Raw genomic sequence first — 11794 nt, 5'->3', positions numbered from 1 at the left:
TGTCGACCGTCTGCGGCGCGGTGTGCCTCATGCGCCACCGGCTAGGGTGACCGGATGGCTTTCGATGCGGATCTGCTGCTCGCGGGTCCGCGCGGTCGTCGGCTGTGCCTCGAGTATGCGCGGGCGTGCGCTCTCGACGCCGACACGGACGAGGGGCGGGATGCCTCGACCGCGGTCTTCTGGGCCGCGCATGCGCTCACCGACCCCGCCGATCGCGGCGTCGTCCTGACCATCGGCGAAGACGGAGCGGAGACGGCCAGCGCCGCGTTCGAACCGCCGGCCGTGACCGTCGACGGCGCCGCGGACGCGCTCCGATCGATGCCGCTCCTGCCGCCGACCCCGCAGCGGCTGCGCGACGCGCTTCAGGCGAGCGTCGACCGCGCCATGTACTGGCAGCCGCCGGATGGCGAGGACCTGCTGGCGGCTCTTCCTTCGGTGCGCGAGGCGCTGGGTCCGGCTGCGGCGCTGATCGCGGCGTCGCAGGCCGCCGCGTGGTGGGCGACCGGGGTCGAGATCACCGGCCAGTGGACGCTGCCGTGGGAGGGTGGCGCCCGTCCGGCCGATGACCTCGACGCGGCACTCGCCGCGTGGCACCGGGACACCCTCGACGAGGCCCGGGCTGCGCGGGAGCGCCCCGCCGACCCCACCGCGAACTGGTCGGGCATCTGGTGGTCGATCCCGCCGCACGGCCTCGTCCGCACGACGCGCGCTCTCGGTGCGGACGGTCCAGCCCGGCTATGGTTCGAGGAGGATTCGTTCCGTGACGACGCGGCCTTCGCGGTGCCCGTCGACGGGCATCCCGCGCGCGTGATCGAGATCACCGGCCCCGACGACTGGGCGGCGCTGTGCCGGCAGCATCCGCTCGATGTATCTGCCGCCCGCCGCCACGACTGGTACCGCGTCACCGGCCGCGTCGGATCGTGGGTGATCCCCGACTGGCGGAGCGTCGCTGCCGAGGCGGATGCCGTGCATCTCACCGTGCTCGGGTACCTCACGGCGGCCACGCGCCCGATCGACGTGGACGGCGAGCGGGCCACCGTGCTGGCGGGCTGGAACCCCGACGAGACATTCTGGTTCCGCGGGACGCTGGCCCGGCCCGCGGACGAGCAGCGCTGGGTGCGCGCCGACGAAGGCTGGGTGAGGGTGGCGCCCTGACCGCTCGTGTGGCAGGGCGAGTCATCCGGCACTAATGTCGGGGGAGGCAGCGTCGCCGACCCTCTTCTCCCGACAGCGAGGAACACAGCTATGAAGATCGGCATCCTGACCAGCGGCGGTGACTGCCCCGGACTCAACGCGGTCATCCGCGGCGTCGTGCTCAAGGGGACGACGACGTACGACCTCGAGTTCGTCGGCATCCGCGACGGCTGGCGCGGGGTCGTCGACGGCGACTTCTTCCCGCTGACGCGTCACGAGGTCAAGGGCCTCTCGAAGGTCGGTGGCACGATCCTCGGCACCTCGCGCACGAATCCGTACGAGGGGCCGCGCGGCGGCGCCGAGAACATCGCGAAGACCATGTACGGCCACCGCCTCGACGGCATCATCGCGATCGGCGGCGAGGGAACCCTCGCGGCGGCGAACCGCCTCTCGAACGACGGCATCAACGTGCTCGGCGTTCCGAAGACGATCGACAACGACCTGCGGGCGACGGACTACTCCTTCGGCTTCGACACCGCCGTGAACATCGCCACCGACGCGATGGACCGCCTGCGCACCACGGGAGACTCGCACCAGCGCTGCATGGTCGCCGAGGTCATGGGCCGTCACGTCGGCTGGATCGCGCTGCACGCCGGCATGGCCGCCGGCGCCCACGCGATCTGCATCCCCGAGGTGCCGATGTCGATCGACGAGATCGCGGCCCTCGTCTCGCGCGCCCACGACCGCGGCCGTGCGCCGCTGATCGTCGTGTCGGAGGGCTTCACGCTCAAGGGCATGGACGAGGCCTACAGCGACAAGGGCCTCGACGCCTTCAATCGTCCGCGCCTCGGCGGCATCAGCGAGATCATCGCGCCCGAGATCGAGCGCATCACCGGCATCGAGACGCGCTCGACCGTGCTGGGTCACATCCAGCGGGGCGGCTCGCCCTCGGGCTTCGACCGCGTGCTCGCGACCCGCCTCGGCCTCCATGCCGCCGACGCGGTCGTCGACGGCGCTTGGGGCCAGATGGTCGCCATGCGCGGCACCGACATCGTGCGCGTGCCGTTCGCCGACGCCCTCGGCGAGCTCAACACCGTGCCGCTGTACCGCTACGAAGAGGCCGCCGCGCTCTTCGGCTGATCCCGCCGCCGGGGTTCCGCGGATCGCCGCCCCGCGGCATCCGTCACCGGCACCTCCACCTCGCCACTCGCCGAGAACAGGCGTTCTGCCGAGGGCAGGGCGGCACCTGCCCGATGTGTCCTGCGGTCGCCAGATCACCTGTACCGGGCGACGGGTCGCTCGTGTGCGCCCTGGGCCATCGCCGTCAATACCGTCTCCCGCACGACGTCCCATCCGAACAGCACCTGCTGATAGTCGAACCTGAGGACCACGAAGCCGCGCGTGACCAAACGAGCGTCGGCGGCGAGATCCCGGCGCCGGGCGCTCGGGTTGCCGTGGTGCTCGAAGCCGTCGAGCTGAACGACGAGCGAGTCGCCGATGAGTCCATCCAGCGGGTGACCGTCGATCCAGGCCTGCTGCCGCACCGCCACTCCGGCCTGACGCATTCCGTCGACGAAGCGCGTCTCGAGACCTGAGTCGGACAGTGACGACGCGAGGTCGGCCAAGGCGATCGCCTCCGCTCGCCGCCAAGCCACACGACGAAGCACCGCCGGGTCGGTCAGCTTCTTCCGGATCGCCGACTCCCACACCGCGAGCGCGTCCGATCGCGGCAGGCAGTGGGCGACATGGAAGAGCACGTTGAGGATCGGCTCCTCGGTCATGTTGCGGCCGACCGGCGCCGGTCCGGTCGCCCAGTGGAGCACGGTGTCGTCGCGCGGATGTCGTGAGGAGGTGCCGGGAACGGCGACGTGAATGGGCTGAGCAATGCCGCCGGCATCGTCTTCGGCCGGCGGGACCCACAGCCCGAGCAGTCCGGCGGCGCTCACGCACGTCACGCGGCCGCCGTGGGACGCGGCGATGACGCGCCGAGGATCGCAGTCCGGCGTGACGAGCCACGACCGACGGACACGTACGAGCCCGCCGAAGGACACGGCGTCGGCCATCTCGTACCGGCTGAAGCCCGCCGCTCGCGCATCCGACGTGTGGCTCACGCCGTGTCGCCGGCGCGTCCATGCGATGAGCGCTCGGCGCCGGGCGACGATGGCGGGTTCGACGATCTGAGCCACGTTGCCGAGCCTGTCGCCGAAGAGCGGCGTCAGGCACGATGTCCCGACGATCGGGGGAAGAAGTCCCGTTCCCCTCTTCGGTGGAGGAGTCGCCGACCGTCGGCGCCACCCTCCCCAGAACAGGTGTTCTGGCGAAGGGAGGGCGACGGGCGTCAATCCGACCTGCATGCGCCGGAACACCTGTTTCGGGCGACGGGCTCGAGCGAAGGGCAACGCCCGGCTCCTTGCCCAGGACAGGTGTTCCGGCGAAGGTAGGCGAACTCGCGGCGAATCGACCTGTACCCGCCAGAACACCTGTTGCGGGCAAGTGGCGTAGTCATCCAACGAGTGGCGCAACAACGAAGGGGAGCGGATGCTGCGGCATCCGCTCCCCGAACCGAACCCGACCCGGGGTCAGGCGTCGGCGACGCCGAGCGTGTCGAGCAGCCAGGCCAGCTCGAACGCTCGCTCGCGCCAGGAGTTGTAGCGCCCGGAGACGCCGCCGTGGCCGGCGACCATCTCGCACTTGAGGAGCGCGTCGGCGCCGACCTCGCGCAGGCGCGCGACCCATTTCGCCGGCTCGACGTAGAGCACACGCGTGTCGTTGAGCGAGGTCACTGCGAGGATCTTCGGGTACGAGGCATCCGTCCGCACATTCTCGTAGGGCGAGTACGACTTCATGTAGGCGTACACGTCGGGGTTGTGCAGCGGATCGCCCCACTCGTCCCACTCGATCACCGTCAGCGGCAGCGACGGGTCGAGCACCGTGGTGAGGGCGTCGACGAACGGCACGACGGCGAGGATCCCGGCGAACAGCTCGGGGGCGAGGTTCGCGACGGCGCCCATCAGCAGGCCGCCGGCCGATCCGCCCTCGGCGACCAGCTGCGCCGGCGTCGTGTATCCGTTGTCGATCAGGTGGCGGGCGCAGTCGACGAAGTCGGTGAAGGTGTTGCGCTTGCTGAGGAGCTTGCCGTCCTCGTACCACTGGCGGCCCATCTCGCCGCCGCCGCGGACGTGCGCCACAGCGAACAGCACGCCCCGGTCGAGTTCGGACAGCCGCGCGATCGACAACCCGGGCTCGATCGAGTGCTCGTACGAGCCGTAGCCGTAGAGGTGCACCGGGCGGGGCGCGGCGCCGGCGTCGCCGAAGGAGCGCTTCCAGACGAGCGAGATCGGGATCCGGGTCCCGTCCTGGGCGGTCGCCCACACTCGTGCCTGCGCGTAGTCGCCGGGGTCGTACCCGCCGAGCACCGGCTGGCGCTTGCGCAGCAGCCGCTCGCCCGTGGCGACGTCGTAGTCGAACACGGTCCCGGGCGTGACGAATGAGCCGTAGCCGAGACGCAGCAGCGGCGGTGCCCATTCGGGGTTGCCACCGGTGCCGACGGAGTACAGCGGCTCGTCGAATTCGATCTCGCTCACCGCGCCGCTCGCGTAGTCGAGCATGCCGAGGCGAGGGAGTCCGCCGCGGCGGTAGCCGACCACGCCCCAGTCGCGGAACGTCGAGACGCCCAGGAGGCGATGGCCGGGCTGGTGGGGGATCACGACGGAGCGATCACCGGTCGGATCGGATGCCGCGACCCGCACCAGCTCGAAGTCGAGCGCCCCCTCGTTGTGGAGGATGAACAGCACGTCCTCGCCGTCGATCACGGCATGCGCGGACTCGTACTCGACGCCCTCTGCGCGCGGCCACACCACGCGGGGCTCGCCGCGCAGGTCGTCGGCGTCGAGCAGCCACTCCTCGGACGTGATGGACGAGCCGATCTCGATCACGAGGTAGCGGTCGCTGCGCGTGAAGCCGGCGCCCACCCAGTACCGCTCGTCGGGCTCGTGGTAGAGCTTCTCGTCACTGTCGACCGAGGTGCCGAGCTCGTGCAGCCAGACCGTGTCGGGGCGCCACGCATCGTCGACGGTCGTGTACACGATGAAGCGGCCGTCGGGCGAGAACGTCGCGCCGGCGAAGGTGCCCTCGATCACGTCGGGGAGCTGCTCGCCCGTCGTGAGGTCGCGCACGCGCACCGTGTACCGCTCGTCGCCGGCGACGTCGACGCCGTAGAGCATCAGCCGGCCGTCGGTCGAGACCTCGAAGCTCCCGAGGGAGAAGAACTCGTGGCCCTCGGCCTCGACGTTGCTGTCGAGCAGCACCTGCTCACCCGGCACATCGACATCGGGGGAGAGCTCCGGCGGCGTCCAGTCGTCGGGCGAGGAGAGCGGAGCGCGGCACTGGATGCCGTACTGCTCGCCCTCGACGGTGCGGCCGTAGTACCACCAGTCCCCGCGCCGCGTCGGCACGGACAGGTCGGTCTCGAGGGTGCGACCCTTGATCTCCTCGAAGATGCGCTCGCGCAATCCGGCGAGGTGCGCTGTGCGCGAGTCGGTGTAGGCGTTCTCGGCCTCGAGGTGCGCGATGACCGCCGCGTCCTCCTTGGCCCGGAACCATTCGTAGCGGTCTTCGACGTCGTCGCCGTGGTGGGTGCGCACGATCGGGCGCGAGTCGGCGACGGGGGCGGATGCTGCGGCAGGGGTGTCGTGGACGGTCACGGCATCCACGCTAGACCCCGCCGGCCTGCGCTGTACCTGTGAGAGGCCCTGTCAAGTTGACCGGAGGCGAGGGCGGTGTAAGGATTCTTCTGGCCGGTTGCCGGTACCTGAACTCACGGTGAACTGTTCGTTCGTCACGCCGATCCCGTCGGCACTCCTCTCCACACCCCCTCTTCGGAAAGCGAACGGTGGAAACCGCAACCCTCATCATCGTCGTGCTGACGATCGCGCTGGCGCTGTTCTTCGATTTCACGAACGGATTCCACGACACCGCGAACGCGATGGCGACGCCCATCGCCACGGGAGCCCTCAAGCCGAAGGTCGCCGTGCTGCTGGCCGCAGTGCTCAACCTGGTGGGCGCGTTCCTGTCGACGGAGGTGGCGAAGACGATCTCGGGCGGGATCATCCATGAGGAGGACATATCGTCGTCGATCCTCCCGGCGGTGATCTTCGCGGGGCTGATAGGCGCGATCACGTGGAACATGATCACGTGGCTGCTGGGCCTGCCGTCCAGCTCGTCGCACGCCCTCTTCGGCGGTCTCATCGGAGCGACGATCGTCGGCGTCGGCGCGACGGCCGTGAACTTCAGCGTGGTGGTCTCGAAGGTCGTCCTGCCGGCCGTCATCGCTCCGCTCACCGCCGGGATCATCGCGTTCACGGCGACCAAGCTCGCCTACGCGATCACGCGCCGCTACGACAGCAAGCCCGACGGTCGCGACGGCTTCCGGGTGGGCCAGATCTTCACGTCGTCACTGGTGGCGCTGGCGCACGGCACGAACGACGCACAGAAGACGATGGGCGTCATCACCCTCCTCCTCATCACGGTCGGCTGGCAGACCAGCGACGAGCCCGAGCTGTGGGTCATCGTCGCCTGCGCCGTGACCATCGCCCTCGGCACCTACATGGGTGGCTGGCGGATCATCCGCACCCTCGGCAAGGGACTGACCGACGTCAAGCCCGCACAGGGCTTCTCGGCGGAGAGCTCCACCGCCGCCACGATCCTCGCGTCGAGCGCCCTGGGCTTCGCGCTGTCGACCACCCAGGTCGCCTCGGGTTCCGTCATCGGCTCGGGCCTCGGGCGCCGCGGTTCGAAGGTCCGGTGGCGCACCGCAGGCCGCATCATGATCGGCTGGATCCTCACGCTCCCCGCGGCCGGCGGGGTCGGCGCACTCGCCGCACTGCTGGTCGTGTGGTTCGGCGTGTGGGGCATCGCCGTCGACGCGGTGCTCGCCGTCGCGATCATCGCCGGGCTGTTCCTGCGCTCCCGCCGCGACGAGGTGAACGCCGGCAACGCCATGAGTGAAGTCGCGCACTCCGGCAAGGCCGTCAAGGTCAGGCGCAACCCCCCGCCCACGCGGCGTCAGCGTGCGATCGCGCGCGAGGAGGCGCGCCAGCGGGCCGCGCAGGCCGCCGAGGCCAAGAAGGCCGCCAAGGCAGCCAAGGCCGCCGAGCGATCTTCCCGCGGGCCGAGGAACGGAGCCGGCGCATGATCGTCATCAACTGGATCGCGTTCGTGCAGGTGTTCGTCGCGGCGTTCCTCGCGGCCACGATCGTGGTGAGCGCGTACGCGGTCGGCCTGCGCCTGCTCGTGCGTGCCGGTCGCGCCCCGGTGGTCGCACCGGCGGAGTTCACCGACGCGATCACGGTGATCACCGAGAAGGAGGCGCGTCGCGCCGAGAAGGCCGCCGCCAAGGCCGCCAAGAAGAGCCCTCTCACCGACGGCCAGAAGCGCGTCGCCCTCGTCGGCGCGTACCTCTCCTTCGCCGTCGCGGGTGCCGCGGTGCTCGGCGGCCTGCTGCTGATCGTCTTCAACCACTGAGGCCTCGTCGCCCGCGTCACGTCGAGGGCGCGGCCTAGGCTGAGTGGCATGCCAGCCGCCTCCGTCCAGTTCGGCCAGTATCCTCCCGCGCGGCGCACGCTGCTGCACATCAGCGACACGCACCTGCTCGCCGGCAATCGGCGGCTCGGCGGACGCTTCGACACTGCGGCGAATCTCCGGCGCGCGCTCGAGGCGGCCGAGGCCAGCGGCATCCGTCCTGATGCCATCGTCTTCACGGGTGACCTGACCGACTTGGGTGAGCCCGAGGCCTACGCGGCGCTGCGCGAGGCCGTCGCGCCCGTGGCCGCGCGCCTGGACGCGCCGGTGGTCTGGGTGGCCGGCAACCACGACGAGCGCCCCGCGTTGCGGCGCGAGCTGCTCGACCTCGAGCCCACCGAGGAGCCGGTGACCGGCGTGTGGGACCTCGGCGGCCTGCGCCTCGTCGCGCTCGACTCCACTGTGCCGGGCTGGCATCACGGCGACCTCGACCCCGCGCAGCTCGCCTGGCTGCGCGAGGTGCTGTCCACGCCGGCGCCACTCGGCACGATCCTCGCCCTGCACCATCCGCCGCTGCCGTCGCACGTCCCGCTGTTCGACATCCTCGAGCTGCGCGATCAGGGCCGGCTCGCCGAGGTCATCGCCGGCACCGACGTCCGGGCCATCCTCGCGGGGCACCTGCACTACTCGACGAGCGGGACTTTCGCGGGAGTCCCCGTGAGCGTCGCCGCGGCCACCTGCTACACGATGAACCTGGCCCGCCCGGCCGTCGACGTGAACGGCATGGACGCCGGTCAGTCGTTCCACCTCGTCCACGTCTACGACGACACGATCACGCACGCCGTCGTGCCCGTCGTCGATGCCCCCACGGGCGACTACTTCTCGGCGGAGTGGGTCGAGCGGATGTCGCGGCTGACGCCTGAAGAGCGCCTCGAGGCCTTCTCGCGCAAGCCGCGCTGAGCTCCGCACGCGATAGACGCGGTGTACACCGGACGGTGACCGGTGTACCCCGAGTACACACGCGTCTCCCACTCGGCGAGCGTAGGGTGAAGGCATCCCTCACACACCGCCGTGACCGACCCACAAGGATTCACATCACCATGGCTCTGGACGCAATGACGCGCACTCGCACCGAGACCGACTCCCTGGGATCCCTCGAGATCCCCGCCGACGCCTACTGGGGCATCCACACTGCCCGGGCGCTCGAGAACTTCCCGATCTCGAAGCGGCCGATCTCGGTCTATCGCGACCTCGTGACGGCGCTCGCGATGGTCAAGCAGGCCTCGGCCCGCGCGAACCGCGAGATCGGCGTGCTCTCGCCGGAGAAGGCCGATCTGATCGACCGTGCTGCGCAGCTCGTGATCGACGGTCAGTACCACGACCAGTTCGTCGTGGGCGTGATCCAGGGCGGCGCGGGCACGTCGACCAACATGAATGCGAACGAGGTCATCACCAACATCGCGCTCGAGCTCGCCGGCCGCGAGAAGGGCGACTACGCCTTCCTCTCGCCGATCGACGACACCAACCGCAGCCAGTCCACGAACGACGTCTACCCGACGGCGATCAAGGTCGGCCTCGGCCTCGACCTGCAGACGCTGCTGGAAGAGCTCGATCTGCTCCGCCGCGCGTTCCTCGCCAAGGCCGTCGAGTTCCACGACGTGCTCAAGGTCGGCCGCACGCAGCTGCAGGATGCCGTGCCGATGACCCTCGGCCAGGAGTTCCACGGATTCGCCACGACACTCGGTGAGGACTACAGCCGCCTCAAGGAGAACGCGTACCTCCTCTACGAGATCAACATGGGCGCCACGGCCATCGGCACGGGCATCACGACGCACCCCGACTACGGCAAAGCCGTGCTCGGCCACCTGCGCCAGATCAGCGGACTCGACCTCGACCTCGCGACCGACCTCGTCGAATCCACGAGCGACACCGGTGCCTTCATGTCGTTCTCGTCGTCGCTCAAGCGCAACGCGATCAAGCTCTCGAAGATCTGCAACGACCTGCGTCTGCTGTCGTCGGGTCCGCAGGCGGGTATCGGCGAGATCAATCTCCCGGCGCGACAGGCGGGCTCGAGCATCATGCCCGGCAAGGTCAACCCGGTGATCCCCGAGGTCGTCAACCAGATCGCCTTCGCGGTCGCCGGCGCCGACCTCACGGTGACGATGGCCGTCGAGGGCGGTCAGCTGCAGCTCAACGCGTTCGAGCCGGTCATCGCGCACTCGATCTTCCAGTCGATCACGTGGATGCGCCGCGGCATGCACACGCTGCGGGTGAACTGCGTCGACGGGATCACGGTCAACCACGAGCGACTCGGCGCCATGGTCGGCGCCTCGGTCGGAGTCATCACCGCGCTCACGCCCTTCATCGGCTACGCGGCGGCCGCAGCGCTGGCGAAGACCGCCCTGCTCACGGGGCGCAACGTCGCCGACCTCGTGGTCGAGGCCGAGCTGATGTCGCGGGAAGAGGTGACCAAGCAGCTGTCGCCGGCGCGCCTGTCGGGACTGGAGACCATCACCGCGGCGATCCCCGTCGTCGACAAGAGCGCCGAGATCATCGTCGACGACCCGCAGATCTGATTGCCGCATCGGGCCACCGACCGGTACCGTCATCCCGAGTCCCCACGAGAGGAATGACATGACCGATCCGCAGAGCCCCGCACCGGGCGACGGCAGCGTCCCGCCCCCGCCCCCGGGCTACTCGACCAATCCTCCGCCCGCCCCTGCCTACGGGCAGCCGCAGTCCTACGGGCAGCCGCAGGAGGCACACGGGCAGCCGCAGTACGCACCCGCGCCGCAGGCGCCCTACGGTGCCCCCGCGTCCGCCACGATCCCGGGCCGCACGATGGGTATCGTCGCGTTCATCCTGTCGTTCTTCGTTCAGCTGATCGCGCTGATCCTGGGCATCGTCGCGCTCGTCCAGAGCCGCAAGGCCGGGCACAAGAACGGCTGGGCGCTCGCCGCGATCATCATCAGCGCGGTGCTGATGGTGCTCGGCGTGATCCTATTCTTCGCGCTCGTCATCCCGTTGATCACCTTCGGCACGGAGGCGTTCCAAGCGTGCCAGGCGGTCGGCTTCGAGGGCACCGTGACCGTTCGCGGTCTCCCGGTCGAGTGCTCCGACGTCAACCGCTAGACCTGTCCACGACGGTGCCCCCTCCCGCGCACGGGAGGGGGCACCGTCGTTGCGGGATGCGGAGCGGTCGGGATGCGCGTCGGTCGAGGATGCGGCGCGGTCGAGTGTGCGCTCAGTCGAGGATGCGGCAGTGCGTGGTGAGCGCGCCGACGCCGTCGATGCCGACCGTGACAGTCGAACGGTCGCGGAGGAACACCTGCGGATCGCGCGAGTAGCCCGCGCCGCCGGGCGACCCCGTCGAGATCAGGGTTCCGGGCAGCAGGGTGACCGACTTCGACAGATGCGCGATGAGGGTCGCGACGGTCCGCACCATCTGCCCCGTCGACGCGTCCTGCATCGTATGACCGTCGAGCACCGTCCAGATGTGGAGGTCCTGCGGGTCGGGGATCTCGTCGGCGGTCACGACGAACGGGCCGGTGGGTGTGAAGCCGTCGAACGACTTGCAGCGCGACCACTGCGCCTCCGAGTACTGGATGTCGCGCGCGGTGATGTCGTTGACGACGGTGTAGCCCCACACGTGGTCGAGGGCCTCGTCGGCCGGGACGTCCTTCGCCGGGGTGCCGATGATGACGCCCAGCTCGGCCTCGTAGTCGATGGACTCACTGAGCGATCGCGGCCAGGTGGTGGTGCCGTCGTGGCCGGTCAGGGAGTTGGGCCAGAGCACGAAGACGGTCGGATTCGAGTCGGTCTTGAGTCCCAGCTCGCTCGAGTGCGCCGCGTAGTTGAGGCCGATCGCGAGGATGACCGGGGGAGTGAGCACCGCCGAGGCGTATCGCTGACCGGCAAGGGGGAGGCGGGTGCCGCCGGGCGCCGAGTCCCGCACCCGCGCGAGGAGGTCGTCACCGCCGGCGATCAGCTCTTCGAGGTAGCGCGGTGCGCCGTCGAAGAGCTCCTCGACGAGCACGGCGTCTTCGCCGTCCACGAGTACGAGCCGGGGGTCGTCCGACCCAGGCGGGAGCACATGGGCGAAACGCATCCCTCCAACCTACCCCGCCGGGCGGCGCTGATC

10 protein-coding genes are annotated in these 11794 nt (G+C 70.0%); 7 read left to right on the top strand and 3 right to left on the bottom strand.

The genetic code is table 11. The annotated features are described in order from the left end of the window. Nucleotides 1-54 precede the first annotated feature (54 nt). Nucleotides 55-1155, top strand: a complete 1101-nt coding sequence (locus tag ACFC1W_RS12870; protein ID WP_375993128.1) for a hypothetical protein — start codon at nt 55-57, stop codon at nt 1153-1155. A 90-nt stretch (nt 1156-1245) separates the two neighbouring features. Then, nucleotides 1246-2274, top strand: a complete 1029-nt coding sequence (locus ACFC1W_RS12865; protein ID WP_241113118.1) for an ATP-dependent 6-phosphofructokinase — start codon at nt 1246-1248, stop codon at nt 2272-2274. Between the two features lie 134 nt (nt 2275-2408). Here ACFC1W_RS12865 and ACFC1W_RS12860 read toward each other — a convergent pair whose 3' ends face one another. Both ACFC1W_RS12860 and ACFC1W_RS12855 read right to left on the bottom strand, forming a co-directional pair. Next, nucleotides 2409-3320 carry an endonuclease domain-containing protein gene (locus tag ACFC1W_RS12860; protein ID WP_375993125.1) on the bottom strand — a complete coding sequence of 304 codons (912 nt, stop codon included), beginning with the start codon at nt 3318-3320 and terminating at the stop codon, nt 2409-2411. Between the two features lie 393 nt (nt 3321-3713). After that, the gene (locus ACFC1W_RS12855) at nt 3714-5837 is read right to left on the bottom strand and encodes a S9 family peptidase (RefSeq protein WP_375993122.1); all 2124 of its coding nucleotides are present in this window, start codon (nt 5835-5837) and stop codon (nt 3714-3716) included. Between the two features lie 188 nt (nt 5838-6025). Between ACFC1W_RS12855 and ACFC1W_RS12850 the strand changes: the two genes are divergently transcribed. The 5 genes from ACFC1W_RS12850 (at nt 6026) to ACFC1W_RS12830 (ending at nt 10785) form a co-directional block, all read left to right on the top strand. Further along, nucleotides 6026-7327 carry an anion permease gene (locus ACFC1W_RS12850; protein ID WP_375993121.1) on the top strand — a complete coding sequence of 434 codons (1302 nt, stop codon included), beginning with the start codon at nt 6026-6028 and terminating at the stop codon, nt 7325-7327. Continuing rightward, complete coding sequence (locus ACFC1W_RS12845; protein WP_375993118.1) at nt 7324-7656, top strand: peptidase; 333 nt, start codon at nt 7324-7326, stop codon at nt 7654-7656. Before ACFC1W_RS12850 ends, ACFC1W_RS12845 begins: the two co-directional genes overlap by 4 nt. Before the next feature lie 48 nt (nt 7657-7704). Further along, nucleotides 7705-8613 carry a phosphodiesterase gene (locus tag ACFC1W_RS12840; RefSeq protein WP_375993115.1) on the top strand — a complete coding sequence of 303 codons (909 nt, stop codon included), beginning with the start codon at nt 7705-7707 and terminating at the stop codon, nt 8611-8613. A gap of 140 nt (nt 8614-8753) precedes the next feature. Next, a complete protein-coding gene (locus tag ACFC1W_RS12835; protein WP_375993113.1) occupies nt 8754-10229 on the top strand; it encodes an aspartate ammonia-lyase in 1476 nt (491 codons plus the stop codon). A gap of 58 nt (nt 10230-10287) precedes the next feature. After that, the gene (locus ACFC1W_RS12830; protein WP_375993111.1) at nt 10288-10785 is read left to right on the top strand and encodes a DUF4190 domain-containing protein; all 498 of its coding nucleotides are present in this window, start codon (nt 10288-10290) and stop codon (nt 10783-10785) included. A gap of 112 nt (nt 10786-10897) precedes the next feature. Here ACFC1W_RS12830 and ACFC1W_RS12825 read toward each other — a convergent pair whose 3' ends face one another. After that, the gene (locus tag ACFC1W_RS12825) at nt 10898-11761 is read right to left on the bottom strand and encodes a fumarylacetoacetate hydrolase family protein (protein WP_375993109.1); all 864 of its coding nucleotides are present in this window, start codon (nt 11759-11761) and stop codon (nt 10898-10900) included. Nucleotides 11762-11794 lie beyond the last annotated feature (33 nt).

The sequence above is a fragment of the Microbacterium sp. NPDC056003 genome, from assembly GCF_042274785.1.
In the GTDB taxonomy this organism is placed as follows: domain Bacteria; phylum Actinomycetota; class Actinomycetes; order Actinomycetales; family Microbacteriaceae; genus Microbacterium.
This window is presented reverse-complemented; position numbering and strand designations above follow the sequence as displayed.

Excerpts from the sequence above, each read along its gene's own strand:
- ACFC1W_RS12870 (WP_375993128.1), top strand. The coding sequence starts at position 55 with ATGGCTTTCGATGCGGATCTGCTGCTCGCGGGTCCGCGCGGTCGTCGG.
- ACFC1W_RS12865 (WP_241113118.1), top strand. The coding sequence starts at position 1,246 with ATGAAGATCGGCATCCTGACCAGCGGCGGTGACTGCCCCGGACTCAAC.
- ACFC1W_RS12845 (WP_375993118.1), top strand. The coding sequence starts at position 7,324 with ATGATCGTCATCAACTGGATCGCGTTCGTGCAGGTGTTCGTCGCGGCG.
- ACFC1W_RS12840 (WP_375993115.1), top strand. The coding sequence starts at position 7,705 with ATGCCAGCCGCCTCCGTCCAGTTCGGCCAGTATCCTCCCGCGCGGCGC.
- ACFC1W_RS12835 (WP_375993113.1), top strand. The coding sequence starts at position 8,754 with ATGGCTCTGGACGCAATGACGCGCACTCGCACCGAGACCGACTCCCTG.
- ACFC1W_RS12830 (WP_375993111.1), top strand. The coding sequence starts at position 10,288 with ATGACCGATCCGCAGAGCCCCGCACCGGGCGACGGCAGCGTCCCGCCC.
- ACFC1W_RS12825 (WP_375993109.1), bottom strand. The coding sequence starts at position 11,761 with ATGCGTTTCGCCCATGTGCTCCCGCCTGGGTCGGACGACCCCCGGCTC.